The 25,051-nt window shown below is 74.4% G+C and carries 25 protein-coding genes; 11 read left to right on the top strand and 14 right to left on the bottom strand.

Annotated features, from left to right (window positions below):
* Window positions 1-57 precede the first annotated feature (57 nt).
* Both ACIGG8_RS25860 and ACIGG8_RS25865 read right to left on the bottom strand, forming a co-directional pair.
* The gene (locus ACIGG8_RS25860) at window positions 58-930 is read right to left on the bottom strand and encodes a hypothetical protein (protein WP_396551122.1); all 873 of its coding nucleotides are present in this window, start codon (window positions 928-930) and stop codon (window positions 58-60) included.
* Window positions 927-1,442, bottom strand: coding sequence for an RNA polymerase sigma factor (locus tag ACIGG8_RS25865; RefSeq protein WP_350523708.1), 516 nt, complete (start codon window positions 1,440-1,442; stop codon window positions 927-929). Before ACIGG8_RS25865 ends, ACIGG8_RS25860 begins: the two co-directional genes overlap by 4 nt.
* A 116-nt stretch (window positions 1,443-1,558) precedes the next feature.
* On the opposite strand from ACIGG8_RS25865, the gene ACIGG8_RS25870 reads away from it, so the two are divergent.
* From ACIGG8_RS25870 to ACIGG8_RS25900, 7 genes are all read left to right on the top strand, one after another.
* Window positions 1,559-2,470 (top strand): serine/threonine-protein kinase, encoded by a 912-nt coding sequence (locus tag ACIGG8_RS25870; RefSeq protein ID WP_396551124.1) that lies wholly within the window; start codon window positions 1,559-1,561, stop codon window positions 2,468-2,470.
* A 90-nt stretch (window positions 2,471-2,560) separates the two neighbouring features.
* Window positions 2,561-3,448: an LLM class flavin-dependent oxidoreductase gene (locus tag ACIGG8_RS25875; protein WP_396551126.1), complete on the top strand. Its 888-nt coding sequence runs from the start codon at window positions 2,561-2,563 to the stop codon at window positions 3,446-3,448.
* A 140-nt stretch (window positions 3,449-3,588) separates the two neighbouring features.
* Entirely contained in the window at window positions 3,589-4,185 is a 597-nt protein-coding gene (locus ACIGG8_RS25880; protein WP_396551128.1) for a hypothetical protein, read from the top strand.
* Window positions 4,186-4,411: 226 nt separating this feature from the next.
* Window positions 4,412-5,422 carry an ABC transporter ATP-binding protein gene (locus ACIGG8_RS25885; RefSeq protein WP_396551130.1) on the top strand — a complete coding sequence of 337 codons (1,011 nt, stop codon included), beginning with the start codon at window positions 4,412-4,414 and terminating at the stop codon, window positions 5,420-5,422.
* Complete coding sequence (locus ACIGG8_RS25890; RefSeq protein ID WP_396551131.1) at window positions 5,406-6,305, top strand: ABC transporter permease; 900 nt, start codon at window positions 5,406-5,408, stop codon at window positions 6,303-6,305. The genes ACIGG8_RS25885 and ACIGG8_RS25890 overlap by 17 nt, the downstream gene beginning before the upstream one ends.
* Window positions 6,306-6,316: 11 nt before the next feature.
* Window positions 6,317-7,234, top strand: a complete 918-nt coding sequence (locus ACIGG8_RS25895; RefSeq protein ID WP_350523715.1) for an ABC transporter ATP-binding protein — start codon at window positions 6,317-6,319, stop codon at window positions 7,232-7,234.
* A 43-nt stretch (window positions 7,235-7,277) separates the two neighbouring features.
* Window positions 7,278-7,994, top strand: a complete 717-nt coding sequence (locus tag ACIGG8_RS25900; RefSeq protein ID WP_396551133.1) for an ABC transporter permease — start codon at window positions 7,278-7,280, stop codon at window positions 7,992-7,994.
* A 135-nt stretch (window positions 7,995-8,129) separates the two neighbouring features.
* On the opposite strand, the gene ACIGG8_RS25905 is transcribed toward ACIGG8_RS25900, so the two are convergent.
* The 11 genes from ACIGG8_RS25905 to ACIGG8_RS25955 form a co-directional block, all read right to left on the bottom strand.
* Window positions 8,130-9,368: a CynX/NimT family MFS transporter gene (locus ACIGG8_RS25905; protein ID WP_396551135.1), complete on the bottom strand. Its 1,239-nt coding sequence runs from the start codon at window positions 9,366-9,368 to the stop codon at window positions 8,130-8,132.
* A gap of 63 nt (window positions 9,369-9,431) precedes the next feature.
* A complete protein-coding gene (locus tag ACIGG8_RS25910; protein WP_396551136.1) occupies window positions 9,432-10,163 on the bottom strand; it encodes a FadR/GntR family transcriptional regulator in 732 nt (243 codons plus the stop codon).
* Window positions 10,164-10,538: 375 nt separating this feature from the next.
* Window positions 10,539-11,396 carry an HAD family hydrolase gene (locus ACIGG8_RS25915; protein ID WP_396551138.1) on the bottom strand — a complete coding sequence of 286 codons (858 nt, stop codon included), beginning with the start codon at window positions 11,394-11,396 and terminating at the stop codon, window positions 10,539-10,541.
* Between the two features lie 87 nt (window positions 11,397-11,483).
* Window positions 11,484-12,758 carry a serine--tRNA ligase gene (serS, locus tag ACIGG8_RS25920; RefSeq protein WP_350523720.1) on the bottom strand — a complete coding sequence of 425 codons (1,275 nt, stop codon included), beginning with the start codon at window positions 12,756-12,758 and terminating at the stop codon, window positions 11,484-11,486.
* Between the two features lie 517 nt (window positions 12,759-13,275).
* Window positions 13,276-14,211: a prephenate dehydratase gene (gene pheA, locus ACIGG8_RS25925; protein WP_350523721.1), complete on the bottom strand. Its 936-nt coding sequence runs from the start codon at window positions 14,209-14,211 to the stop codon at window positions 13,276-13,278.
* Window positions 14,212-14,346: 135 nt separating this feature from the next.
* Window positions 14,347-15,693: an iron uptake transporter deferrochelatase/peroxidase subunit gene (gene efeB, locus ACIGG8_RS25930; protein ID WP_396551141.1), complete on the bottom strand. Its 1,347-nt coding sequence runs from the start codon at window positions 15,691-15,693 to the stop codon at window positions 14,347-14,349.
* 14 nt (window positions 15,694-15,707) lie between these two features.
* Window positions 15,708-17,744 carry a FixH family protein gene (locus ACIGG8_RS25935; RefSeq protein ID WP_396551143.1) on the bottom strand — a complete coding sequence of 679 codons (2,037 nt, stop codon included), beginning with the start codon at window positions 17,742-17,744 and terminating at the stop codon, window positions 15,708-15,710.
* Between the two features lie 12 nt (window positions 17,745-17,756).
* Entirely contained in the window at window positions 17,757-18,272 is a 516-nt protein-coding gene (locus ACIGG8_RS25940; RefSeq protein WP_396551145.1) for a copper chaperone PCu(A)C, read from the bottom strand.
* Complete coding sequence (locus ACIGG8_RS25945; protein WP_396551147.1) at window positions 18,272-18,949, bottom strand: SCO family protein; 678 nt, start codon at window positions 18,947-18,949, stop codon at window positions 18,272-18,274. The genes ACIGG8_RS25940 and ACIGG8_RS25945 overlap by 1 nt, the downstream gene beginning before the upstream one ends.
* A gap of 77 nt (window positions 18,950-19,026) precedes the next feature.
* Window positions 19,027-19,782: a YcnI family protein gene (locus ACIGG8_RS25950; protein ID WP_350523726.1), complete on the bottom strand. Its 756-nt coding sequence runs from the start codon at window positions 19,780-19,782 to the stop codon at window positions 19,027-19,029.
* Between the two features lie 199 nt (window positions 19,783-19,981).
* Window positions 19,982-20,821, bottom strand: coding sequence for a hypothetical protein (locus ACIGG8_RS25955; protein ID WP_396551149.1), 840 nt, complete (start codon window positions 20,819-20,821; stop codon window positions 19,982-19,984).
* A 230-nt stretch (window positions 20,822-21,051) separates the two neighbouring features.
* On the opposite strand from ACIGG8_RS25955, the gene ACIGG8_RS25960 reads away from it, so the two are divergent.
* The 3 genes from ACIGG8_RS25960 (at window position 21,052) to ACIGG8_RS25970 (ending at window position 23,334) form a co-directional block, all read left to right on the top strand.
* Window positions 21,052-21,687, top strand: a complete 636-nt coding sequence (locus tag ACIGG8_RS25960) for an ATP-binding protein (RefSeq protein WP_396551150.1) — start codon at window positions 21,052-21,054, stop codon at window positions 21,685-21,687.
* 85 nt (window positions 21,688-21,772) lie between these two features.
* Window positions 21,773-22,003: a hypothetical protein gene (locus ACIGG8_RS25965; protein WP_350523729.1), complete on the top strand. Its 231-nt coding sequence runs from the start codon at window positions 21,773-21,775 to the stop codon at window positions 22,001-22,003.
* 23 nt (window positions 22,004-22,026) lie between these two features.
* Entirely contained in the window at window positions 22,027-23,334 is a 1,308-nt protein-coding gene (locus ACIGG8_RS25970; RefSeq protein ID WP_396551152.1) for an amidase, read from the top strand.
* On the opposite strand, the gene ACIGG8_RS25975 is transcribed toward ACIGG8_RS25970, so the two are convergent.
* Window positions 23,331-23,972: a TetR/AcrR family transcriptional regulator gene (locus ACIGG8_RS25975; RefSeq protein ID WP_396551154.1), complete on the bottom strand. Its 642-nt coding sequence runs from the start codon at window positions 23,970-23,972 to the stop codon at window positions 23,331-23,333. The two genes, ACIGG8_RS25970 and ACIGG8_RS25975, sit on opposite strands and share 4 nt — an antisense overlap.
* A 205-nt stretch (window positions 23,973-24,177) precedes the next feature.
* On the opposite strand from ACIGG8_RS25975, the gene ACIGG8_RS25980 reads away from it, so the two are divergent.
* Window positions 24,178-25,041, top strand: coding sequence for an alpha/beta hydrolase (locus ACIGG8_RS25980; RefSeq protein WP_396551156.1), 864 nt, complete (start codon window positions 24,178-24,180; stop codon window positions 25,039-25,041).
* Window positions 25,042-25,051: the final 10 nt, after the last annotated feature.

Below are 25,051 nucleotides of genomic sequence, written 5' to 3' on the forward strand. Positions count from 1 at the left end.
CGTACAACCGGGGAGATGCCGGCGGAGGAAGGAAAGTCGGAGCCCCGACCCGCTGTTTCACAGCTGTGACAGAGCGGCCCTGACGACGCGGTCCATCGCGGCCGTGCCCAGGCAGGCGTCGACCTCCAGCACCCCGTAGTGGGTGCCGCTGCGCAGCACGGCGATGCCGCCGCAGGGCTCCGTGTCCTCGGGCGCCGTGCCGGTGGTGTTGAGGTCCCCCCGATAGGAGCCCATCCAGTTCCCGACGACGTCCGGAGCGAGCCGCACCGTCGTGGTCTTTCCGTAGACCCAGTGCCCTGGCACCTCCTCCTGGCAGGGCACCTCCTCCAGCAGCAGGCGGTCGGCGAAGTTCTGCGCCAGGGAAGGGGTCCGGGCGTCGGCGGCGACCTCGCGGGCGACCTGGTCGCCGTGGCCGGTGGCGGCCAGCGTGGTGTCGTCCGGGTTGGTGCGGGGGGTGGTCATCAGCCCGCGGAAGTGGGCACCGGGCCCACCCAGGGTCTGGGTGAGGGTCTTCTCGCCGGAGCAGGCCGCGTTGGCGTAGGCCCCGTCGCCGTACCGGTCGGAGACGTGGATCCGCCCGCTGCCGACGTCCGGGTCGAACGCCGCCGGGTCCAGGAGGTTCGCGGTCGTCACCGGCCCGGTCGCACCGGTCACACCGGTCGGCGTGGCGGAGCCGGAGCCGGAGGCCGAGGCCGGGGACCCGGGCGTCGGGACGGACCCGTCGGGCGTCGCGGGATCGGACGCGCCCTGGGACGCCCCGCCGACCGCCGCACTCGACCGTGCGGCCGGGTGCGCGGTGGCGCCGGGGGGCGGTGGCAGCACGAACCGGCCGGCCGCCAGCCCGAGCGCGGCGGCCGCCACCACGGCGGCGACGGCGGACCGGCGCCGGACGACGGTGCGGCCGCCGCCCGCCGCGGGACCGCCGTTCACGGACCGGTGACCAGGCGCGCGCGCATGAAGTGGCGGGCCCGGTCGATACGGTCCTTGACCGTGCTCAACGGGGCGTCCAGCTCCTCGGCCACCTGGACGTAGGTCAGGTCGCCCAGGTCGCGCAGCACGAACGCCTCGACCAGGGCGGGGTGCTGCTCCTCCAGCGCGGTCAGCGCCTCCATCACGTCGAGCCGGGTCCCGGCGATGACGCTGGTGGTGCGCGGGTCGACGGACTCGGGGAGGTCGGCGTGACTGTCCTCGGCGCGCCGGCGCATCGAGCGGTAGGTGGACCGGGCGGCGTTCGAGGCGATCACCGTCACCCAGCCCTGGAAGGAGCCGTGGCCGCCGTACCGGCCCAGGTGCGTGCTGATGGACAGCAGCGCGTCCTGCGCGGCCTCCTCCGCGTCGGCGTGGTGGGGCAGGAAGCGCGAGCAGCGGCGCAGGACCACCGGTCGCAGCCTGGCCAGCAGGTGTTCCAGCGCCTCCGGGTCACCCGCCTGAGCGGCCGTCACGAGCCCCTCCAGCTCACCGTCCTCGTACACCCGGATCCCCCCGTTTCGTCCCGCCTGCAGCCCGCCCGTCGGGCGGGAGTTCCGCACGCCCCCCGACTCCGGCAGAATGCTGCCACATGCGCAAGCTCGGCCGTTACCTCCTCGTGGAGCGGCTCGGAGCCGGCTCCTTCGCGACGGTCTGGAAGGCCTACGATCCGGAGCTCGACACCGAGGTCGCGGTGAAGGTGCTGGCCGAGAACTGGGCCGCCAACGCGGATGTGCGCGAGCGGTTCCTGGCGGAGGCGAGGCTGCTGCGCCGGATCGCCAGCCCGCGGGTGGTCCGGGTGCACGATGTCGGGGTGCAGGAGGACCGGCCCTACTTCGTCATGGACTACGTACGCGGCGGCACCCTGGCGGACCGGGTCGGGCAGTGTGACCCGCAGGAGGCGCTGCGGCTGGCCGCGGAGGCGGGCTACGCGGTCCAGGTCCTGCACGAGGCGGGCGTGGTGCACCGCGACGTCAAGCCGTCCAACCTGCTGCTCGCCGCCGGCCCCGCGCCCGCCGCGGTGCTGGTGGCGGATCTGGGCAGCGCCAAGCAACTGGCGGACGCATCCGGGCTCACCGTGACCACGGGCACGCCCGCCTACATGGCACCGGAACAGGCCTTCCAGACCGGCGGGTTCGACGGGAGGGCCGACGTGTACGCGTTGGCCGTGGTGGCCTACGAGCTGCTGACCGGGCAGAAGCCGTTCGGCCCGGGCGGGCGCGCCACAGCCCTGATGACCGACTGGCCGGCCGCCTCGACGCTGCCGGCGCTCCCGGCCGGAGCGGAGCTCCCACCGAACGTCGCCCTGCTGCTGCGGACCGCGATGTCCGTCGAGCCGGCGGACCGACCGCCGACCGCCCAGGCGTTCGCGGACGCGCTGCTGGCTCCGGCCCCGCAGTCCCGGCCCCCGGAAGGCCCCGGGTGGCTGACCCCGCGCGCGGTCTGTCTGGCGTCGGGCACGGTGTTCACGGCGACGACCCTGCTGGGCTGGCTCGTGCGTTGAACCCGCGTCGACGCGGCTTCGTCCCGGGCCGGAAGGAGGTCGTCACGTCACGGGGCGCCGGCCGCTGACGGCTACCGTAGGGTCGAGCACATGCGACTGAGCACGGTGATCCTCCCCATCCACCGGTGGAGCGAGGGGCAGAAGATCTGGCGGCGGGCCGAGGACCTCGGCTTCCACGCTGCGTACACGTACGACCACCTGTCCTGGCGGAGCTTCCGGGACGAGCCGTGGTTCGGCTCGGTGCCGACCCTGACCGCGGCCGCGACGGCGACCGAGCGGCTGCGGCTGGGCACGCTGGTCACCTCGCCGAACTTCCGGCACCCGGTGACGCTGGCGAAGGACCTGATCACGCTGGACGACGTGTCCGGCGGCCGGGTCACGCTGGGGATCGGGGCCGGCGGGACGGGCTACGACGCGACGGCGATGGGGCAGGAGGCGTGGTCGCCGAAGGAGCGGGCGGACCGGTTCGGCGAGTTCCTCCCGCTGCTGGACGAGTTGCTGCGCACCGACGCCACGACGCGTGAGGGCACCTACTACTCGGCGGTCGAGGCGCGGAACATCCCCGGCTGCGTGCAGACGCCGCGGGTGCCGTTCTACGTCGCCGCGACCGGCCCGCGCGGGCTGAAGCTGGCGGCCGAGTACGGGCAGGGCTGGGTGACGTACGGGGACCCGAAGGGCCCGGCGGACGTGCCGGTCGAGCAGGCGCCCGGGGTGATCGCGAAGCAGATCGAGAAGCTGGCGGCGGCCTGCGAGGCGAAGGGCCGGGACGTGGCCACGCTGGAGAAGATGCTGCTCCAGGGCTCGACCGCGGAGAAGCCGCTGCAGTCGCTGGACGCCTTCGTCGACTGGGCCGGCACGTACCGGGAGCTGGGTGTCACCGAGCTGGTGGTCCACTGGCCGGTCCCGGACTCGATCTTCGAGAACGACCTCGCCGTCTTCGAGCGGATCGCCACCGAGGGCCTGGCGCAGCTCGGTTGATCCCGCTCCGCCGGGGCGCCGTGCCGCCGGGCGCCCCGGCGGCCGGTGCGGTGATCCCCGGGGTCGGCGTCGGGGCGAGGCGCTAGTCTGTCCGCCGCACCGTCAATCTGATCATGTGTTACTACGGGGGTTCCTTCGCCATGTCCGTTTCCAGGAGACTGCTCGCCACCGCTCTGGTCGCCACCGCCGCGTTCGGCCTCGCGGCCTGTGGACCGGACGACTCGTCGGACCAGGGCGCGGGTGGCGGGTCGACCGCCGCGACGGCCGCCCCGACCGGCGCGGCCCCGGCCCCGGCGTCGCCCACCGCCGCCCCGGGCGGCACCGGGAAGCCCGCCGCGCCGACCGGCACCCCCGGCGCCTCCGGCGAGCCCGAGGGCTTCTGCACCCACGGCCCGCTGCCGGTTGGCCAGAAGTGGATCTACCCGGCGAAGGGCACCACCACGACGACCCTGGTCTACAAGGAGACCAAGGACGCCTGCGGTGTCAACGACGTCGTCTTCGAGCCGGTGGGCGCCGACAAGACCGCCGCGTTCGCGCCGACCGCCAAGGGCCACCTGAGCTCGGTGCTGACCGCGCCGAAGGACGTCAACCTGGCCGACCTGGTGAAGCACGTCAACGAGTGCATCGCCAACCCGGACAACCAGAAGGGCTCGTACCCCTGCTCGGGCGGCGACTACAAGGTGGCGATCGACGCCTCCGGCAAGGTCACCGAGCTGTGGGAGCGCGCGCACTCCTGAGCCGGGTCGGACACGGCGCCGGGCCCGCTCACCTCAGGTCGAGCCGCCCGGCGCCGTTCGCGCACCCGAGCGGTTTCCCGGCGGCGGGCGCGGTGGTGGGCGCGGTGGTGGGCGGCCTCCGGTTTCCGCCGACCCCTAGGGGAGAGAGGCCCCGGCGTCATACCGCAGCAGCAGAGGGGGTCGTCATTCCAGCTCATGACCCGTACCGCGCACGGCCGTTACGTTGATGGGCGTGTCCACAGCTGTCATCAAGACGGACGGCCTCACCAAGAGGTTCCCCCGGGTCACCGCCCTCGACCAGCTCACCGTCGAGGTGCGGCCCGGGGTGGTCGGGCTGGTCGGGTCCAACGGTGCGGGCAAGTCCACACTGATCAAGATCCTGCTCGGGCTCGCCCCGGCGACGTCCGGCCGCGGCGAGGTCCTCGGCCTGGACATCGCCACCCGGGGCTCCGAGATCCGGGAGCGGGTCGGCTACATGCCCGAGCACGACTGCCTGCCGCCGGACGTCTCCGCCACCGAGTTCGTCGTCCACATGGCCCGGATGGCGGGCCTGCCGGCCACCGCCGCGCGTGAGCGCACCGCGGACACCCTGCGGCACGTCGGCCTCTACGAGGAGCGGTACCGGCCGATGGGCGGGTACTCGACGGGCATGAAGCAGCGGGTCAAGCTCGCCCAGGCGCTGGTGCACGACCCCAAGCTGGTGCTGCTGGACGAGCCGACCAACGGCCTCGACCCGGCCGGCCGGGACGAGATGCTGGGCCTGATCCGCCGCGTGCACAGCGACTTCGGCATCTCGGTGCTGGTCACCACCCACCTGCTCGGCGAGCTGGAGCGCACCTGCGACCACCTGGTCGTCATCGACGGCGGCAAGCTGCTGCGCTCCTCCTCCACCGCCTCCTTCACCGAGGCGACGGCCGTGCTCGCGGTCGAGGTCACCGACCACCCGGAGGACCACGCGGTCGAGCCCGCCGCGGTGGTGCGCGAACGCCTCGCCGCGGCCGGCATCGACGTCCAGTCCGAGGGCTCGCACCTGGTGCTGGTCCGGCTGGCCGACGAATCGACGTACGACACCATCCGCGACACCGTCGCCGAACTCGGCCTCGGCCTGGTCCGGCTGGAACAGCGCCGGCACCGGGTCGCCGAACTCTTCACCGAGAACCGTGACGACCGTGACGACCCGGCCGGCCGGAACGCCCAGGACAGCAGGGGAGGTTCGGACGATGTCGCTGCCTCCTGAGACCAGGCCCGCCGACACCGGCGTCATCCATGACATCGGCTACCGCGGCTACACCGGCCCCCGGCTCGGCCGCGGCTACGCCACCCGCGCGCTCTTCACCCAGAGCCTGCGCGCCGCGTACGGCCTCGGCCGATCCGGCAAGTCCAAGGTGCTGCCGATGCTGGTGCTGGGCGCGGTCACCGTGCCCGCCGTGATCTTCGTGGCGATCGCGATCACCCTGAAGCGCGACGAACTGCCCGTCGAGTACGCGGGCTACCTCGCCAGCCTCAACCTGGTGATCTCGGTCTTCCTCGCCTCCCAGGCGCCGGTGCTGCTCTCGCGGGACCTGCGGTACCAGACCGTGCCGCTCTACTTCTCCCGCCCGATCACCCGCACCGACTACGTCCGGGCCAAGTTCGCGGCCATGGTCTGCGCCCAACTGCTCCTGATGACGGCCCCGTTGCTGGTGCTGTACGCCGGTGCGCTGCTCGGCGGGATGGACTTCTCGTACAACACCGGGCACTTCCTCTACGGTCTGTTCGCGGCCGTGCTGTACGCCCTGGTGCCGACCTCGGTGGCGCTGGTGATCGCGGCCGCCACCCCGCGCCGGGGCTTCGGGGTCGCCGCCATCATGGGCTACCTGGCGATCAGCGCCGCGGTGGCCGGCATCGCGGTCGGCATCAGCGACCCGGGCACCACCGGCTCCGACGGCGCGCAGTGGACGTCGCTGATCTCGCCCACCAACCTGGTGGAGTCCCTGGTCAACGAGCTGTTCGACCTCGGCACCGGCCTCGACCGCCGGCACGCCCCCGGCGGGCTCGGCCTGACGGTGTTCGCACTGGTGGCCGCGGCCCTGGTGGTCGGCTCGTACCGGCTGCTGCTGAGCCGCTACAAGAAGGTTTGAGAGAGGGCGGCATGGCCACCATCAGCATCGACAAGGTGTCCCGCTGGTTCGGGAACGTGGTCGCGGTCAACGACATCACGATGGCCGTCGGCCCCGGCATCACCGGCCTGCTCGGCCCCAACGGCGCGGGCAAGTCCACCCTCATCCACATGATGAGCGGCTTCCTCTCCCCGTCCAGTGGCTCGGTCACCCTGGACGGCGCACCGATCTGGCGCAACCAGCAGGTGTACCGGCAGATCGGCCTGGTCCCCGAACGGGAGTCGATGTACGACTACCTGACCGGCTGGGAGTTCGTCCTCGCCAACGCCGAACTCCACGGCCTGCCCCAGCCGGGCGCCGCCGCCCGCCGGGCCCTGGACCTGGTGGAGATGGCCCACGCCAAGGACCGCCGCACCGGCACCTACTCCAAGGGCATGAAGCAGCGGGTCAAGATGGCCTCCGCGCTGGTCCACGACCCGTCCGTGCTGCTGCTGGACGAGCCCTTCAACGGCATGGACCCCCGCCAGCGGCTCCAGCTGATGGAGCTGCTGCGCCGCTTCGGCGCGGACGGCCGCACCGTGCTGTTCTCCTCGCACATCCTGGAGGAGGTCGAGCAACTCGCCCGGCACATCGAGGTCGTGGTGGCCGGGCGGCACGCGGCCTCGGGCGACTTCCGCAGGATCCGCCGACTGATGACCGACCGCCCCCACCGCTACCTGGTCCGCTCCAGCGACGACCGCCGGCTCGCCGCCGCGCTGATCGCCGACGGCTCCACCACCGGCATCGAGGTGGACGAGCGCGAGCGGGCGCTGCGGATCGAGGCGGTCAACTTCCAGGGCTTCACCACCCTGCTCCCCAAGGTCGCCCGGGAAGCCGGCATCCGGCTGTACACCGTCTCCCCGGCCGACGAGTCGCTGGAGAGCGTCTTCTCGTACCTGGTCTCCGCATGACCGCCGCCGTGACCGTTGCTGCCCAGGAAGGGGCCGACCGACCATGAACCCCACCGTCGCCAGGCTCACCCTGCGCGGGCTGCTGGGCCGCCGCCGCGGCCTCCTGCTGCTGGTGGTCCCCGCGCTGCTGCTGCTCGTCTCCGCCGTCGCGAGCGGGTCGACCGCCGACGCGCACGGCCTGACCGTCAAGATCCTCGGCCAGCTCGGCCTCGGCACCCTGGTCCCGATCCTCGGCCTGGTGGTCGGCACCGGCGCCATCGCCACCGAGATCGACGACGGCTCGATCGTCTACCTGCTCGCCAAGCCGATCCCGCGCTGGCGGATCATCACCACCAAGCTGGCCGTCGCGATCGGCGTCACCTGGCTGTTCTCGGTCGTCCCGACGATGCTGTCCGGGCTGATCCTGTACGGCAACCGGGACAACACGGTGCTCGGCTACACCGTGGCGGTCATGGTCGCCGGGGCCGCGTACAGCGCGCTGTTCCTGCTGCTCGGCGTGATCACCCGGCACGCCGTGGTGGCCGGGCTCGGCTACGCCCTGATCTGGGAGTCGGTGGTCGGCAACTTCGTCGAGGGCGCCCGGACGCTGAGCGTCCAGCAGTGGGGCCGGGCGGTGGCCGAGGCCGTCGCCGGGGACACCGCGATCGGCGCCGACGTCTCGCTCGGGGCGGCCGTCCCGCTGCTGCTGGCGGTCACCGTCGGGGCGACGGTGCTGGCCTCGGTGAAGCTGGCCGGGCTGACCCTGGCCGGCGAGGACTGAGCCGCGCGCCGACGGAGCCGCGCGCCTACTGAGCCGCGCCCCGACGGAGCGTTCGGCAGGAAGCCGAACGGCGCTCCGGCCCGCTGGACTGCGGGCCGGAGCGCCGTCGAAGCGCCGTACGGAGATCCCGGGGGCTCAGAGCGTACGGTTGCGGCCCGCGCCCCAGCCGGCCGCGCCGACCACCACGACCAGCGCCAGCATCAGCACCAGGGTGGTCTCCCAGCCGCCGGTGAGCTGGTGCAGCGCACCGGCGCCGACCGGGCCGGCCGCCGCGACCAGGTAACCGATCGCCTGCGACATCCCGCCCAGCTGGGCGGCCCCGGCCGCGCTGCCGGTGCGCAGCACGATGAACGCCAGGCCCAGGCCCAGCGAGCCGCCCTGGGCCACGCCGAGGACGGTCGCCGACACCCACGCCGCGGACACCGGCGCGACCAGCAGCATCGCGATGCCCAGCCCGTTCAGGGCCGCCATCGTCACCGCCAGGGCGCGCTGGCTGGTCATCCGGCCGGCCATCAGCGGCACCAGGAAGGCGCCGGCCACCTGCACCAGGTTGGAGAAGGCGAAGACCAGGCCGGCCTGGCCGCGGTCCATGCCGTGGTCGGCCAGGATGGTCGGCATCCAGGCCACCAGGGTGTAGACCAGCAGCGAGGAGATGCCCATGAAGAGGCTGATCTGCCAGGCCAGCGGGGACTTCCAGATGCCCTCGACCGGCTTGCTCGGCGCCGCCGGCGCAGCCGCCGCGCCCCGCTCCTGACGGCTGCGCAGCACCTGCGGCAGCCACGCCACCGCCGCGACCAGCGCGAGCAGCGACCACGCGCCGAGCGAGGCCCGCCAGCCGCCGCCGAGCGCGTGCTCCAGCGGGACGGAGGTGCCGGCGGCGAGAGTCGCCCCGACCAGCATGGTGGTCGAGTAGACGCCGGTCATGGTGGCCGCGCGGTCCGGGAACTCCCGCTTGACCAGGCCCGGCATCGACACGTTCAGCACCGCGATGGCCACGCCGATCACCACGCAGCCCGCGTACAGCGCCGCCACCGACGGCAGCACCCGCAGCAGCACGCCCGCGCCCAGCACCAGCACCGCGCCCAGCACCACCCGTTCGGCACCGAACCGGCGGGTCAGCCGGGGGGTGAGCGGGGCACCGACGCCCTGGAACAGCACCGGCACGGTCGTGATCAGGCCGCTCGCGGTCGCGGAGAGACCGAGGGTCCGCTGGATCTCGTTGACCATCGGGGAGATCGCGGCCAGGCAGGCGCGCATGTTCAGCGCGACCAGCACGATGCCGGTCAGCAGCAGGACCGGATGGGCCAGCCGGGAGCGGACGGGGAGCGGGGCAGGGGTGGTGACAACCGGCTGCCGGGCACGGGTGACGGCCATGGGTGTGCTGTTCTTTCCTGAATGTGCGTGGATGCGGGCGGGAAGGCGGAGGCTCGCGCCGTCCTACTTCCGGGCCGCGATGGCCGCGAGCAGCTGCTCGACGGCCGCGGTCGGGCCGGCGAGCAGCGAACGACACGCCGCCTCGGCCCGGTCCGGGTCACCGCTCTCGATCGCGTCGACCAGCGCCTCGTGGGTGGCCACGACCGCTTCGGGCATGTCGTGGTCGCCGAAGGCGGAGGTCATCGCCTCACGGACGGAGGCGCCGAAGTAGCGGTAGACCTCGGCCAGCGCGGGGTTGTGCGCGGCCTCGACGACCGCGGTGTGGAACTCCAGGTCGTGCTCGACGGTGGCCTCGCGGCTCGCCCGCTCGGGGTGCGCCGCGAACACCTCGGCCTCGCGGGCCAGCGCGGCCCGCATCCGCCGGACGTCCTCGGGGGTGTGCCGCAGCGCGGCCAGCCGGGCACCCTCGGTCTCCAGCGCCGCGCGGACCTCCAGGACGTCCCGGATGCCCGAACGCTGGACGCCCCGCAGGACGGAGGCCGGGTCGCTGGTCGAGCGGACGAACGTCCCCTCGCCCTGGCGGGAGACCAGCATCCCGGCGTGCACCAGCACCCGGATCGCCTCCCGCACGGTGTTCCGCCCGACCTGCATCTGCTCGGCCAGCTCGTGCTCGGTGGGGATCCGCGACCCCACCGGCCAGACCCCGCCGGCCAACTGCTCCCGCAGCTGGTCGATCGCGGTGTCCACCAGGGATCGCCGCCCGGCCGCCTGCAGGCCGTTGCCCTCGCCGCTCATTCCGGACTCCCTCCCTCGCACACGTCCACACCAGTCGTAGGTCATCCTACAACCACTTGCCCGGTCATCCTACAACTACGGAAGAACACTCCGTAAACGCCCGACCACCGACACGCTGCGGCCTGCCCCACCCCGGGGCTGCGCCGCTACTGCCCCGGGCCCGACCCTCACACTGCGCTCGCCCGGACGAACTGAGACCGCCCCCGGGCCCACCGCCCGCCCGACCCCACCCGCTGCGACCAACCCGAGTTCCCCGCCCCGAAAGGGGCGCGGGGGAACTGCGCGCGGCGGAAGACCACCGACGTGAACGTGCCTCACGCCCCGGTTCCTCACCCCGGTTCCCCGCCCCCGGAATCCCCGGGCCGCCAGGCCCGGTCAGCGGGGCGGGTAGAGGCGCTCCAGAACGACCGCGACGCCGTCCTCGTCGTTGCCGGCGGTCACGGTGTCGGCGACGGCGAGGAGTTCCTCGTGGGCGTTGGCCATGGCGACGCCGTGGGCGGCCCAGCCGAACATCGGGACGTCGTTGGGCATGTCGCCGAAGGCGATGGTGTCGGCGGCGCGCAGGCCGAGGCGGCGGGCGGCGACGGCCAGCCCGGTGGCCTTGGAGAGGCCGAGCGGGAGCAGTTCGACGACTCCGGGCCCGGCCATCACGACGCCGACGAGGTCTCCGGCGGCGCGGCGCGCGGCTTCGGCGAGGGCGTCGTCGGTCAGCGCGTGGTGCTGGATGTAGAGCTTGCTGACGGGGGAGGCGAGGAGTCCGCCGCGGTCGACCCGGACGACGGGCAGGTCGGAGCCGATGAGCAGTTCGTAGCCGGGGCCGGCCAGGACCTGGCCGTCGAGGCCGTCCTGGTTGGCGGCGACGGCGAGCGGGCCGGTCTCGGCCTCGATCTTCTCGACGGCGAGCGCGGCGAGCCGGCGGTCCAGGGTGAGCGAGGTGAGCAGCTTGTGCGCGCCGGCGTCGTAGACCTGGGCGCCCTGGCCGCAGACGGCTATCCCGGTGTAGCCGATCTCGTCGAAGACCGGGCGGGCCCAGACGGCCGAGCGGCCGGTGACGATGATGTGCAGCGCGCCCGCGCCGGTGGCCGTGGCCAGGGCGGCGCGGGTGCGCTCGGAGACGGTCTCCTCGCTGGTCAGCAGGGTGCCGTCGAGGTCGGTGGCGACCAGCCGGTAGGGCAGGTCGCCACCGTCGCGGGTGCCCTCCGGGGAGACGGGGCTGGGGCTGGTGGTGCTCATGGGCCGGTCGTCTCCCGGGAGTTGCGGGTGGAGCGGGTGGTGCGGGTGGTGCGGCGGCTCCCCGCGAGGGGAGCCCGGGGGCCGGGCCTACTTGACCGGCTGGAGGACGGTCCGTCCGCCGAGGAACGGGCGCAGTGCCTCGGGGACGACGACGGAGCCGTCGGCCTGCTGGTGGTTCTCCAGGATCGCCACGATGGTGCGCGGGATCGCGACCAGGGTGCCGTTCAGGGTGGCGAGCGGGCGGGTCTTGCCCTCCTCGCGCATCCGGATCGACAGGCGGCGGGCCTGGTACTCGGTGGTGTTGGAGGTCGAGGTGACCTCGCGGTACTTGCCCTGGGTGGGGATCCAGGCCTCGATGTCGAACTTGCGCGCGGCCGAGGCACCGAGGTCGCCGGAGGCGACGTCGATGACCCGGTACGGCAGCTCCAGCGCGTTGAGGAAGTCCTTCTCCCACTGGAGGAGGCGGCGGTGCTCGTTCTCGGCGTCCTCGGGCGTGGTGTAGACGAACATCTCCACCTTCTCGAACTGGTGGACGCGGATGATGCCGCGGGTGTCCTTGCCGTAGGTGCCGGCTTCGCGGCGGAAGCAGGACGAGTAGCCGGCGTAACGCAGCGGCAGCTTGTCGGCGTCGAGGATCTCGTCCATGTGGTACGCCGCGAGCGGGACCTCGCTGGTGCCGACCAGGTACCGGTCGTCCTCGGCGAGGTGGTACACGTTCTCGGCGGCCTGGCCGAGGAACCCGGTGCCGTCCATGGCGGCCGGGCGGACCAGGGTCGGGGTGATCATCGGGGTGAAGCCGGCCGCGGTGGCCTGGGCGATCGCCATGTTGACCAGGGCGAGCTCCAGCAGCGCGCCGACGCCGGTCAGGTAGTAGGAGCGGGCACCGGCGACCTTGGCGCCGCGCTCGGTGTCGATCGCGCCGAGGATCTGGCCGAGCTCGACGTGGTCGCGCGGCTCGAAGCCCTCGGCGGCGAAGTCGCGCGGGGTGCCGATCTCTTCGAGGGTGACGAAGTCCTCCTCGCCGCCGACCGGGGCGGCCGGGTCGATGAGGTTCGCCAGCGAGCGGAGCAGGCGGTCGGCCTCCTCCTTGGCGGCGCCCTGTTCGGCGTCGGCGGCCTTGACCTCGGCGGCCAGGTCCTTGGTGCGCTGGAGCAGGGCGGCCTTCTCGTCGCCCTTGGCCTGGGCGACCTGCTTGCCGAGCACCCGCTGCTCGCTGCGCAGTTCGTCGAAGCGGCTGCCCGAGGACCGGCGCCGTTCGTCGGCGGAGAGGAGGGCGTCGACCAGGTCGACGTCCTCGCCACGGACGCGCTGCGAGGCGCGCACTCGGTCAGGGTCCTCACGGAGCAGGCGAAGGTCAATCACAGGCCCAAGCGTACCGGGCGGGCGTTCCTCCACCGGTACCGGTTTTCCCCTGGGGATAACCGCCCCGAACCTGTGGATAACTTCTGTGGGGAACTCTCCGGGGGCGGGTTATCCACAGGCTGGGGGCGGGGGCTGTGGATCGAAGGGGAGGGTCACCCTCCGCGCGATCGAACCAGCGAATTGAGGTTTCAAACCTCATTGGACCTTCCCGAGTGAGGGAATTGAAGCACTCAGACGGGTGATTTGCTGGCAACCGGGTGACTCTGGTCCGATTAGTCATCTCTGCGACGCAAACCGATGGTCCGACCGGTTCTGGGTAATGGCTATACCGGTTTGTCGACTCGTCCCCAGACCTGTGGATAACTTCCGGCTGTGGACAGCGGGGAGGCCTGTGGACAGCGGCCGCCGTTGTCGGACCGGCCTGTGGATGACGGGTGCGGTCGTCCGCCCCGCCTGATCGGACCGATCCAAAACGGTCGGAAAAGGTCAGAAAGACGGAAGGTGTCGCTCGGGTGACTCAGATGTCCCCGCGCCCGTCGAGCGCGCGGGAGAGCCAGTCCGCCGCCGAGCTGAAATCCTCGTCCGAGGTCCCCGGCCGCCGGTGGGTGGACACCTGCCGGTCGGCGCGCGGATAGGAGCCCAGGTACCGCACCTGGGGGCAGATCCGCTTGAGGCCCATCATCGCCTCGGCCACCCGGCGTTCCGAGAGGTGGCCCTCGCAGTCGATCAGGAAGCAGTAGTTGCCCAGGCCCTCACCCGTCGGCCGGGACTCGATCCGCATCAGGTTGACCCCGCGCACCGCGAACTCCTGCAGCAGCTCCAGCAGCGCGCCCGGGTGGTCGTCCGGCAGCCAGACCACCATCGAGGTCTTGTCCGCACCGGTCGGCGAGGAGACCCGGCCCGGGCGCCCGACCAGGACGAACCGGGTGGCGGCGCTCTTGGCGTCCGCGATGTCCTTGACCAGCGGGTCCAGCCCGTAGATCGGCGCCGCGAACTCGCCCGCGAACGCCCCGTCGTAGCGGCCCTCGGCGACCAGCCGGGCGCCGTCCGCGTTGGAGGCCGCCGACTCCCAGGTCGCCTCCGGCAGGTTGGCCGCCAGCCAGCGGCGCACCTGCGGCTGGGCCACCGGGTGGCTGGTCACCGTCTTGATCCCGGACAGCTCGGTGCCCGGCCGGACCAGCAGCGCGAAGGCGATCGGCAGCAGCACCTCCCGGTAGATCATCAGCGGTGCGCCGGACGCCAGTTCGTCGTTGGTCGCGGTGACCGCGCCCTCCACCGAGTTCTCGATCGGCACGAACGCCCCGGCGGCGTCTCCGCCGCGCACCGCGTCCAGCGCCAGCGCCACCGAGGACAGCGGCACCAGCTCGCGGGTCGCCGCCTCGGGCAGGGTGTGCAGGGCCGCCTCGGTGAAGGTGCCGGCCGGGCCGAGGTAGGTGTAGCGGGTGGCCGACATGACGCCTCCGTGGGAACTCGGTGCTGCCTGGACGGGTGGTGCCGAAACAATCACCCTAACGATTCCGCGGCCCCGGCAGGAAAGCGTTCCACAGGCCGGGACCACCTGTGGTAACGGCCGCGGGGCCGCCGGGCGCTACCCGTCCAGCAGCTGCTGGCCGAGGTGGCCGCCGACCGGCGCGGCCGGGGGCACCGCGTACACGCCGCTCGCCTCGTGCCGCAGGAAGCGGGAGAGGCCGTCGCCCCGGGAGAGCTTGCGCTGCACCGGGGTGAAGCCCTTGCGCGGATCGGCCTGGAAGGCCACGAAGAGCAGCCCGGCGTCCGGCGAGCCGTCCGGCAGCAGCCCGTCGTGGTACGAGAAGCCGCGCCGCAGCATGGCCGCCCCGCCGTTGGCCGCCGGCGCGGCGACCCGGATGTGGGCGTCGGAGGGGATCGCCAACGCGCCGTCCGGGCCCTGCGCGGACAGGTCGACCGGTGCGTGCTCGCCGGCCCCGGCGGGCGTGCCGAGCGGGGCGCCGTCCGCCTTGCGGCGTCCGATCACCCGCTCCTGCCGGTCCACCGGGAGCGCCTCCCAGTGGTCCAGCAGCATCCGGATCCGCCGGAACACCAGGTACGAGCCGCCGGCCAGCCAGCCCGGCTGGTCGCCGCCGGCGGCGCAGAACACCTTGGCGACGAAGCCGTCCTCGCCGGGCTTCGGGTTGTTGGTGCCGTCGACCTGGCCCATCAGGTTGCGGCCGGTCACCGGCTGCGCGGCGGCCCCGGGGGTTCGGGCGAAGCCGGCAGACTGCCAGCGCAGCGCCGCCGTCCCGGCCGCCAGCCGCTGCAGCACCCGCAGGGCGTGCACCGCCACCAGCGCGTCGTCGGCGCCGATCTGGACGAACAGGTCGCCGTCGCCGCGGGCCGGGTCGAGTGCGTCGCCGGGGAAGGCGGGCAGCGGTTCGAGCCCGGGCGGGCGGCGGTCGGCCAGTCCGGCCTTGTCGAAGAGCCCGGCGCCGAAGCCGACCGTGAGGGTGAGCGAGCAGGGGCCGGCGTCCAGCGCGACCTGGTTGTCGAACTCCTCGGCCGGCTCCCCGGCGGTCAGCCGCTCGGCGGCCTTCGTCCAGCGCTGCAGCAGGGCGCGCAGCCCGTCCCGGCCCGCCCCCTCGACCAGGTCGAAGGCGGCCAACTGGACCCGGGCCTGCTGCGGTTCGAGGATCCCGGCCTGGTGCTCGCCGCGGAACGGCACCCGGGCGGCGCCGAGCGCGCCGCCCGGGGCCGCCGCGCCGGTGGTGCGGTCGGCCCGGTCCAGGGCGACCGCCCCGGCGACGCCCGCCCCCGCGCCGACCAGCAGCCCGGCGCCGGCGGTGCCGAGCAGGGCGCGCCGGGTGAAGCCCGCCCGGTCCGCCGGGGCCTGCTCGGCCGGGGCCTGCCCGGCCGCCGTCCGCCCGGCCGCCGTCCGCCCGCCCGGGGCCTCCCCGGCCGCGGCCGGTTCCGTCGTCGTCACGTCGTCCACCGCCGTCAGCCGATCTTGAACTGCTGGGTCGGGGTGGTCTGGTCGATCTCCGAGGAGCGGACCTGCACCGACACCACCCAGGTGCCCGCCAGCGGCAGCTGCGCGGTGCCGCTCCAGCGGCCGGTGCCCTCCGGGGTGAGCGCCACCGGCAGCGGACCGAGGTCGCGGTCCGGCAGGGTGAAGGCCAGCTGCACCTCGGGGACGTCCACCGGCTGCCCGTCCGCGCCGTCCAGCGCGAGCTTCACCTCGTTCGGTCCGGTCCGGGCCGGGTTGAGGGTGACGGTCGCGGTGCCCTTGGCGTTCGGCGTCCGGCCCTTGGTGTCGTACGGGAGCTTGAGCTCGACGGTGCGGCCCGGCTCGGTCTGCGGCGCGGCCGCGGCCCCGCCGGCGGCCGGAGCGGCGGCCGGAGCGGCGGCCCCGGCCGTGATCTCGCCCGCCACCCGGCCGGGCGGGGAGTTGGTCAGCATCGTGGTGACCACCAGCACCGCCACCGCGACCAGGGCCTCGACCAGCACCGAGCGGCGCAGCCCGGCCCGGTTCGGGGTCAGCCCGCGCTCGCGCCCGGCGCTCTCCCGGGCGGCACGCTGGCGGTCCAGCTGCGCCCGGCGGACCGGGTCCTCGCTGTGCGCCGCGACGCCGACCGGTTCCGGCACCTCGGCCTGCTCGACCTCCGCCGCCTCGGCCGGGGCCGACCGCAGCCGGGCCAGCCGGCTGCGCGAGATCCATGCGACGCCGAGCATCACGACCACGCAGCCGCTCTTCACCAGCAGCAGCCGCCCGTACTCGGTGCCGGTCAGCGCGCCCCAGCTGCCCAGGCCCCGCCAGGACTGGTAGATCCCGGTCACGGCCAGCACGGCCACCGAGCCGAAGGCGACCTTCGAGAAGCGGTCCACCACGTCGGCGCCCACGCCCTCGCGCAGCGCGGCCAGGAGTGCGGCCAGCCCGCCCAGCCAGAGCGCCATCGCGATCAGGTGCAGGATGCCGAGCGGCAGCGCCAGCCAGACCTGGATGCCCACCGAGGCGTGGTCGGCGCCGACCCAGGTCGCCGCGAGGGCGACCGCCAGCACCAGCCCGGCCACCCCGAGGCCGAGCCGGGCCTCCCGCTGCGGCCGCTCGGCGGCGCGCTGCTCCAGCTCGCGCAGCTCGGCGGCCTCGGCGTCCTCGCCCCTGCCCTCGGCGCCCTCGCCGTCGGCGCGCCGGTCCTCGGCGGGCTCGGCAGGGAGCGGCCGCGGCGGCTGCCCCAGCTGGCCGACCAGCAGGGACAGGAACACCCCGCCCGCCGCGAGCAGCAGCAGCCGGGCGGCCAGCGCGGTGCCGATCCGCTCGTCCAGGGTGGCGCGCACCAGCGACAGGTCGAAGGCCTGCCCGATCCCAGAGCCGCGCTCGTACGGCCCGCGCAGCATCAGCACCGCGACGGTGGAGACCAGCAGCGCCGTCCAGCCGGTCATCAGCAGCCGCTGCACCGGGCGCCGGGCGGTGCCGGCCGGCCAGCAGATCAGCACGAAGGCGGCGACGCCGGCCAGCAGCGCGAACGCCGCGTAGGCGACGGTGCGGCCGGTGCCGTACAGGGCGGCGACCAGGCCGTCGGCCTTGGCGCCCTGCAGCGCGGCGGCCGACACCGAGGTGTCCGAGGGCGCGCCGATGGAGAAGGTGAACGCCCCGCCGACGGGGTGCGAGTCCTCCGAGACGGCCCGCCAGGCGACGGTGTACGTGCCGTTGGCGAGCCCGCCCTTCAGGCCGACGCGGGCGGTGCTGCCCTTGCCGTCGGCGTGCGCGGGGTTGCCGGTGTCCACGGCCTTGCCGGCCGGGTCGAGCACCCGGACGGAGTCCGAGGAGAGCGACACGGACTCGCTGAAGGTCAGCGTGACCTCGGCCGGGGCGGTGGCGACCACCGAGTTCTGCCGGGGGTCGGTGGAATCCAGGGTGGCGTGCGCGGAGGCCGGTCCGGCGCCCGCGAGCATCAGCGCGAGCAACGCGCCGAGCATTCCGAGCACCCCGGCGATCCGGCGGTGCGAGGCCTTCTCCAGGCCGGCCGACTGCATGGTGACGGTCCCCTAACTCTGGCCGGGGCGGTAGGTGAGCTCCTTGACCGGCACCTTGACCGCGATGGTGCCGGACTTGGCGAAGGTGAGGTCCAGTTCGAGCTCGTCGCCGAGTGCGGGGGCCTTCTGCCAGCCCATGATCATGAGGTGGGTGCCGCCGCGCGCGAACTGCAGCGCGCCGTGCGCGGGCACGTCCAGACTGTCGACCTGCTCCATGCTCGACGGGGTCGAGCGGTGCATGGTGACCGACTCGGCGCCGGGGCTGGTCACCTTGACCAGCTCGTCCCGGCCGCCGTCGTTGCGGACGGTCAGGTAGCCGGCGGCCATGCCGCCGGCCGGGGGCAGCGGGATGTAGGAGTCGGCGACGCTGAGCCTGGCCGGCCCGCTGCCGGCAGCGCTCGGGCCGCTCTGGCCGCCCTGGCCGCCCGTTCCGCAGGCGGCCAGGATGGCGCCGCCGCCCAGGACGGTGGCCAGCACCGCACCCGTGAGGGCGGTCCGCCGGAAGCGGTGCGTTCCGTTGCCCGCCATTACGCCGCGACCCCCTTGGCGAGCAGCGCCAGGTCGTGCTCGTAGGTCTTCTCCTCGGTTCCGCTCATGTAGAGCACGTGCGCCTTGTCGTCCGAGGGGAGGAAGGCCAGCACCTGCGCGCCGTGGGTCGAGGTGACCGTGCCGTCCGCGTTGACCACCGGGTCCTCGATCATGATGCCGAGCGACTTGGCGGCGGTCTTCACCTTGGCCAGGTCACCGGTGAGGCCTATGAAGTCGCTGCCCATCGAGTCCAGCCAGGTGCGCAGCACCTTGGGGGTGTCGCGCTGCGGGTCGGTGGAGACGAACACGACGTTGATCTTCTGCCGGTCCTCCGCGGGGAGCGCCTTCATCGCGACGCCGATGTCGCCCATGGTGGTCGGGCAGACGTCCGGGCAGCTGGTGTAGCCGAAGAACAGCAGGGTGGCCTTGCCGTTGGTCTGCTGCCGCAGGTCGAAGGGCTGCCCGGAGGTGTCGGTCAGCTGGAGGTCCGGCTTCTCGAAGTTCTTCGCCAGCTTGGTGCCCTGGTACGGGGTGTTCTCCTTCTGCTGGGTGACCTTCGCGGCGGTGGAGTCGCCGCCGGAGGAGCCGCAGGCGGACAGGGTCAGGGCGGCGGTCAGCGCGAGGGCGGCCGCGCCGGCCAGGCGGGCGGTGCGGGCGGGACGGGCGGTGCGGGACATGCGGGTTCCGATCGTGCGCGGTGGGCCGCCGGCGGGGCCGTACCCGTGGTGGGGGTACGGCCCCGCCGGCGCGGGGGTCAGGAGGCGGAGCCGCCGTTCTTGCGGCGCAGGCCGAGCACGCCGACGGCGGTGCCGATCACGCCGACCACGATGCCGACCACACCGAGGGTGCGGGCGGTGGAGTCACTGGCCTTGCTGCCGCTGTCCGAGGAGGCGGCGTGGTCCGAGCTGTCCCCGTGGGCGCCCGCGGCGGGGGAGGCGGTGACGCCGTGGGCGTCGTCGCCGGCGGCGGCCTTGGTGAGCTTCAGGACGGGCGCGGGCTTGGCCGGCTCGGGCTGGCCGTCCTTGCTCTCGTCGATCCAGCGGACGACGTCGCCGTTGTCGTAGCTCTGCAGGGCCTTGAAGACCAGGCTGTCCGAGTCGGTCGGCAGCGGGCCGAGCGAGACCCGGAACTCCTGGAACTGGCCGGGGGCGATCTTGACGCCGGCGTCCGCGGTCCAGGTGATCTTGGAGACGGCCTCGTTGACGTCGTTGCCGTGCACCTTGATCGGCTTGTCGAGCTTCGACTTCTCGATCGTGGCCGTCCAGCCCGGCATCGGCAGGGTCCGGACCGAGGCCAGCGGGTGGTCCAGCGGGAGGTTGACCTCCAGCTTCACCGTGCTCGCGGTGTCGCTCTCGTTCGGCACCCGGAAGTCCACGGCCGTGTAGCCGCCCTGCGGGGCCGCACCCGGGTTCACGGTGACGTGCGCGAACGCGGGGCCGGCCAGCGCCACCACGGAGGCGGCGGCGGTCAGGGCGACGGCGGCGAGACGACGGGCGGGAAGGGAACGCATGATGCGGGGTCTCCGATCGGAGTTCGGCGGCAGGCCGGGGCCGGGCGACGGACCGGGCCGCGCCTCGGCCGCGCTCGTGGTGCCGCGCGTGGGGACGTGTGGGGGCAGAGCCTCGGGCCGGACCCGGTGGTCGGGAAACGGCCCGGACGGTGCGCACACCCGCGCCCGGCACGGCCCGCAGGCCACCGGGGATCGCGGATCAGTACGCGAAGGCCCCGCACGGCGGACCGCGCCGCACCACGCTGTGCCGCAGCACGGCACCCGCCGGGAGCGGGCTCTCGCCGCCCCGGGCCCCGAACCGGCGGACCGGACCGGCCGCGCCGAACAGACCGCGCAGCAGCACGGCCACCAGCGCGAACGCCGACCGCAGCGGCGCCGCCCAGTGCTCCCGGGCCGCCGTCGCCGCCACCCGCAGCAGGCGCCACAGCGCCGCCTCGCCGCGCCGCAGCCACCAGCCCGCCACCAGCGCGGCGGCCAGGTGCCCGGCCAGCATCGACGGGGTCATCCCGAACACGCCGGTCTGCCACCACGGCGCGGCGGCGAACGCGTGCGGGTCCAGGCCCGCCGAGGAGACCAGCTGCTCCGGGGTCGGGCTGCCGGGCAGGCCGACCAGCGTGCCCGGGCGTGCCTCGTTGCAGATCAGCCGGCCGGCCACCTGCGGAACGGTCATCGCACCGGAGGCGCCGTGGTGCATGCCCGACATCGCGGAGGAGCCCGTGAGGCCGGTGAAACCGCCGAAGCCGTGGAAGAGGACGTGCAGACCGAGCTGCCCCGCGCCCAGCGCCCCGGCGATGCCCGCCAGCGAACGCTCCCGGCCGCCGCAGGCCGCGGCGAACGCCAGCACCGCGGCGAAACCCGCCGCCAGCGCGGTCACCGGCACGTTCCCGCCGCCGGCCAGGGCGTGTCCGGCGGCCGCTATCAGCGTGCAGACCAGCGCGAACGGGACGGCCCGGGCAAGCCGCAGGTCCCAGGCGGCGGACCCTACCGGCTGGGCCGGTCCGGGGGCGCCCGGGGACGGGGCGGCGGCGAGGGCAGTCATGGCCGGGCCATCCTCTCATTGCGTACGCCGCCGACACCGGCAGGGTGGGAAATCCCTACGAATGCCCCTTTCGGCGGCGGCGTGCAGGAGGGGGTGTGCGCCGCTCGGCACAGACCCCGTCCCCCAGTCCATCCGCCGAACGGGCGGTAGCGGCCCCCGGGCACGGTTCACCGCCGAATCGCCCGGAGATACCTAGTTGTATGTGGAGCCGCAGCCAGGAGGGACCTCCCGTGGACATCTGGTGGACTCTGCACCTCAAGCGCGATCCGGCCAGCGTGCCGCTGGCCCGGCGCATCCTGCTCGGTGCCATGGCGACGGCGGGCGTCGACCCGCAGATCGCCGACGACCTCGGCGTCGCCCTCAGCGAGGCCTGCGCCAACGCGGTCGAGCACGGCGCCACCGGGCGGCCCGACGACGGCTTCCAGGTCACCGCGTCGATCAGCGGAGACCGGCTGCGGATCGAGGTCACCGACTCCGGGCCAGGCCTGCCCGCCCCCGCGGCCCCGCCGGTCCGGCGCCCGGCCGCCGCCCCGAGCCGCCCGGCCGCGACGGGCCGGGCGCCCGGCCGCTCCCGCCGCGGCCGCGCCACCGTCCCGGCCCGCGTCCTCACCGGCCACCGCCCCCGCCGCGACGACCACCCGTACGACACCCACGTCCTCCCCTGCCGCCCCACGGCCCCCACCCTCCGCCCGGTCGACCTCGACACCCTCCCCGACCTCACCGCCGAATCCGGCCGGGGCCTCTTCCTCATCCACGCCCTCACCGACCACGTGCAGCTCCGCAACCACCCCCTGCGGGGGGCCATCGTGAGCTTCGACAAGATCCTCAAGTGGCAGGACGACGCGCTGCTGCGGGCCGCGTCCTGAGGGCGCTCGCGGGCCTTCGCGGGCGTCGGCGGGGCGTCCTACTCCCGGGTTGCCGGGGGTGGGGGCGAGCCGGACGATGGGGGGCATGAAGCACCAGATGCGAGCCGAGTACGGCGCCGGCGGTGCGGCCGAGGGGGTGCGGCTGTGGCACGTGGTCCGGGGCGAGGAGAGCGTGGCGATGTGCGGCCGGGAGCTCGATCCGCAGGCACCGGTGCGGGACGCGGTGGACTGGGGGAAGACCCCGGAACTGTGCTGCCACACCTGCGGGGCGTACTTCCTGCGCGAGGCGCCGTACCTGTCGGCCGAGCACCCGTAACCGCCGGTCCGGCGTTGCCCGGCATGGAGGAGCCCCTCGTCCGGCCGCGGTCGTTGACCGGCGACGCCGCCGGGCTGCGCGCGGGCCGCCCGGAACTGCCCGAGTACGTCGACCGCTTCTGTGCGCTGGTCGAGCGGGTGGACCCGCTGATCCACGCGTTCGTGCCGGAGCCCGGGCGCCACGACCGGCTGCGGGCGCAGGCGGGGGAGCTGGCCGCGCGGTACCCGGACCCGGCCGGGCGGCCGCCGCTGTACGGCGTGGCGGTGGGGGTCAAGGACGTCGTGCACGTGGACGGGCTGCCCACGCACGGCGGGTCGGCGCTGCCGCCCGGGGTGCTGGCCGGGCCGCAGGCCGCGGTGGTGGACCGGCTGCGCGCGGCGGGCGCGCTGGTCGCGGGCAAGACGGTGACCGCCGAGTTCGCGGCGAGCGCCCCCGGGCCGACCCGCAACCCGCACCACCCGGGGCACACGCCGGGCGGCTCCAGCAGCGGTTCGGCGGCGGCCGTCGCGGCGGGGCTGGTGCCGCTCGCGGTCGGCACCCAGACCGTCGGCTCGGTGATCCGCCCGGCCGCGTACTGCGGCGTGGTGGGCTTCCGGCCGACGTACGGGCGGATCCCGGTCGACGGCGTGATCCCGAACGCGCCGAGCCTCGACACCCTGGGGGTGTTCACCGCCGACCTGGCGGGCGCGGCGCTGGCGGCCCCGCTGCTCTGCGACGACTGGCGGCCGGTGGCGGTCGGTGCGGAGCCCGTGCTCGGGGTGCCGGACGGGACGTATCTGGAGCACGCCGAGCCGGCTGCGCTGCGCGCCTTCGAGGAGCAGCTGGAGCGGCTGGCGGGGGCCGGGCTGACCGTGCGCCGGGTCGAGCTGTTCCCCGACTTCGACGAGGTGGGGCGGCGGTTGCAGACGGTCAACCGCTTCGAGATGGCCCGGAGCCACGCCGACTGGTTCGCCCGGTTCGGCGGCCTCTACCGGCCGGAGACGGTGGCGGGCATCCGGGTCGGCCGGGGCGTCGCGCCCGAGGACCGGGCGGCCGGGCTGCGCTTCCGGGAGCGGCTGCGCGAGCGGGTGGCCGGGGCGGGTGCGGAGGCCGGGGTGGACCTGTGGCTGGCGCCCTCGGCGACCGGCGGGGCGCCGGAGGGCCTGCACGGCACCGGCGACGCGGTGATGTCGCTGCCGTGGAGCTTCCTGGGCCGGCCGGCGCTGAGCCTGCCGGCCGGGCGGACGCCGGGTGGGCTGCCGCTGGGCCTCCAGGTGGTCGGCGCGGAGGGCGGGGACGAGCGCCTGCTGGCCCAGGCGGCGGAGCTGGAGCGGGTGCTGGCGGAGCGTTAGGCGAGCGCCGGGTCGGCCGGGTCGGCGGCCTCGGCGCGCAGCAGGCGCAGCAGGAGGCGGCCGGCCCGTTCGTACGGGGTGGTCTCGTCGTGCAGCACGGCCTGGGAGTTGGCCGCCTCCAGGACCGCGATCAGGGCGAAGGCGAGGTCCCCGAGGTCGGTGTCCGGGCGCAGGGTGCCGGCGGTGCGGGCTTCGGCGAGGGCCTCGACGATCGTGTCGGACCACTCCCGGGCGCAGTCGGCCAGGGCGTCCCGGACGGCGCCGGGCCGGGCGTCGAACTCGGCGGTGACCTCGTGGAAGAAGCAGCCGCCCGGGAAGACCCGGGCGCGCGAGTAGCCGAGCCAGCCCTCGCACAGGGCGCGGACCCGGGGGAGGCCGGTCGGGGTGTCGGCGACCGGGGCGACGACGGCGTCGGCGAAGATCCGGCGGGCGGCGCGGACGGTGGCGAGCTGCAGCTCCTCCTTGGAGCCGAAGCCGGCGAAGACGCCGCTCTTGCTGAGTCCGAGGTCGGTGGCCAGCCGGCCGATGGAGAGCGCGTCCAGGCCTTCGGCGGAGGCGATGCCGACGGCGCGGTGCAGGACCGCCCGGCGGGTCTCCTCGCCGCGCAGGACCCGTCCGTCCGTGGTCGTTCGGGCCATCGTCCGCCCCCGTTCTCGTCGCTGTGCGTGTCGCCCAGGGTAGTGCGTGGGCCGGTCCGCGCCCGTGGAACTGTGCCTAAGACTGCACGAACGGTCGTGCTAATATCTCGCCGCGAGCGCGAGCACCACGGCCCCACCCCGCCAGGAACACCCGTCCGTACGACAGGGAGACCCGATGGCCCCGGCCCAGGCACCGATGGCACCGATGGCACCGAAGGCACTGATCCGCACCGTCCTCAACCCCGCCGCCCGCATCGCCCCCGGCGTGGCCGGCCGGGCCGCCTACCAACTGTTCGTGCACCCGTTGCGGCGCAGCCGGGTGCGACCCTCGGAGGCGGAGGTCCACCGACGGGCCGTCACCGAGCGGCTCACCGTGAACGGCAAGCCGGTGGTGGGCTACCGCTGGGGCAGCGGCGAGCGGCCGGTCCTGCTGCTGCACGGCTGGCGCTCCCGGGCCTCCCGGTACGCGCCCCTGGTGCCCCGGCTGCAGGAGCTCGGCCTCAGTGCCGTCTCCTTCGACGCGCCGGGCCACGGCGACTCCGGCGGCCGGACCACCGGCGTGCCGGAGTTCCGCGAGCTGGCGTTGCGGCTCCAGGAGCGGTACGGGCCGTTCGAGGCCGTCGTCGCGCACTCGCTGGGCGTCTGCGCCGCCTTCGGGGCACTGGCCGACGGCCTGCGGGCGGGTCGGCTGGCGGCCGTCGCCGGGGTGTCCCGGGTCGGCTTCTTCCCGGCCGCGTTCTGCGCCGGGCTCGGCCTGAACGCCGAAGTCGAGGGGGCGCTGCGGGCCCGGATCGAGCGCGAGCTGTTCGGCGGGGACGCCGGTGGCTGGGAGCGCTACGACGCGGCCCGCCGGGCTGCGGAGGTCGACCTGCCGGTCCTGGTGGTGCACGACGAGGACGACGACGTCGTCCCGCTGGGCCAGGCGCACCGGCTCCGGAGGGCGTACGGGGAGCGGCTCGACCTGGTGGTCACCCGGGGGCTCGGCCACCGCCGGATCATCGCGGAGCCGACCGTCGTCGACCGGGTGGCCGGATTCCTGGCCGCGGGCCTGGAGGTCGCGGCCGGATGAGTACCCTCGA

The organism is Kitasatospora sp. NPDC085464 (assembly GCF_044541955.1).
In the GTDB taxonomy this organism is placed as follows: Bacteria; Actinomycetota; Actinomycetes; order Streptomycetales; family Streptomycetaceae; genus Kitasatospora.

Bases quoted from the DNA above. Each gene is read 5' to 3' on its own strand.
- ACIGG8_RS25940 (WP_396551145.1), bottom strand. From the start codon at position 18,272: ATGGCGGGCAACGGAACGCACCGCTTCCGGCGGACCGCCCTCACGGGT.
- ACIGG8_RS25900 (WP_396551133.1), top strand. From the start codon at position 7,278: ATGAACCCCACCGTCGCCAGGCTCACCCTGCGCGGGCTGCTGGGCCGC.
- ACIGG8_RS25890 (WP_396551131.1), top strand. From the start codon at position 5,406: ATGTCGCTGCCTCCTGAGACCAGGCCCGCCGACACCGGCGTCATCCAT.
- ACIGG8_RS25870 (WP_396551124.1), top strand. From the start codon at position 1,559: ATGCGCAAGCTCGGCCGTTACCTCCTCGTGGAGCGGCTCGGAGCCGGC.
- ACIGG8_RS25965 (WP_350523729.1), top strand. From the start codon at position 21,773: ATGAAGCACCAGATGCGAGCCGAGTACGGCGCCGGCGGTGCGGCCGAG.
- ACIGG8_RS25875 (WP_396551126.1), top strand. From the start codon at position 2,561: ATGCGACTGAGCACGGTGATCCTCCCCATCCACCGGTGGAGCGAGGGG.
- ACIGG8_RS25935 (WP_396551143.1), bottom strand. From the start codon at position 17,744: ATGCAGTCGGCCGGCCTGGAGAAGGCCTCGCACCGCCGGATCGCCGGG.
- ACIGG8_RS25895 (WP_350523715.1), top strand. From the start codon at position 6,317: ATGGCCACCATCAGCATCGACAAGGTGTCCCGCTGGTTCGGGAACGTG.
- ACIGG8_RS25905 (WP_396551135.1), bottom strand. From the start codon at position 9,368: ATGGCCGTCACCCGTGCCCGGCAGCCGGTTGTCACCACCCCTGCCCCG.
- ACIGG8_RS25915 (WP_396551138.1), bottom strand. From the start codon at position 11,396: ATGAGCACCACCAGCCCCAGCCCCGTCTCCCCGGAGGGCACCCGCGAC.
- pheA (WP_350523721.1), bottom strand. From the start codon at position 14,211: ATGTCGGCCACCCGCTACACCTACCTCGGCCCGGCCGGCACCTTCACC.
- ACIGG8_RS25980 (WP_396551156.1), top strand. From the start codon at position 24,178: ATGGCACCGAAGGCACTGATCCGCACCGTCCTCAACCCCGCCGCCCGC.
- ACIGG8_RS25910 (WP_396551136.1), bottom strand. From the start codon at position 10,163: ATGAGCGGCGAGGGCAACGGCCTGCAGGCGGCCGGGCGGCGATCCCTG.
- ACIGG8_RS25950 (WP_350523726.1), bottom strand. From the start codon at position 19,782: ATGCGTTCCCTTCCCGCCCGTCGTCTCGCCGCCGTCGCCCTGACCGCC.
- ACIGG8_RS25975 (WP_396551154.1), bottom strand. From the start codon at position 23,972: ATGGCCCGAACGACCACGGACGGACGGGTCCTGCGCGGCGAGGAGACC.
- ACIGG8_RS25885 (WP_396551130.1), top strand. From the start codon at position 4,412: ATGGGCGTGTCCACAGCTGTCATCAAGACGGACGGCCTCACCAAGAGG.
- ACIGG8_RS25955 (WP_396551149.1), bottom strand. From the start codon at position 20,821: ATGACTGCCCTCGCCGCCGCCCCGTCCCCGGGCGCCCCCGGACCGGCC.
- ACIGG8_RS25880 (WP_396551128.1), top strand. From the start codon at position 3,589: ATGTCCGTTTCCAGGAGACTGCTCGCCACCGCTCTGGTCGCCACCGCC.
- ACIGG8_RS25945 (WP_396551147.1), bottom strand. From the start codon at position 18,949: ATGTCCCGCACCGCCCGTCCCGCCCGCACCGCCCGCCTGGCCGGCGCG.
- ACIGG8_RS25970 (WP_396551152.1), top strand. From the start codon at position 22,027: ATGGAGGAGCCCCTCGTCCGGCCGCGGTCGTTGACCGGCGACGCCGCC.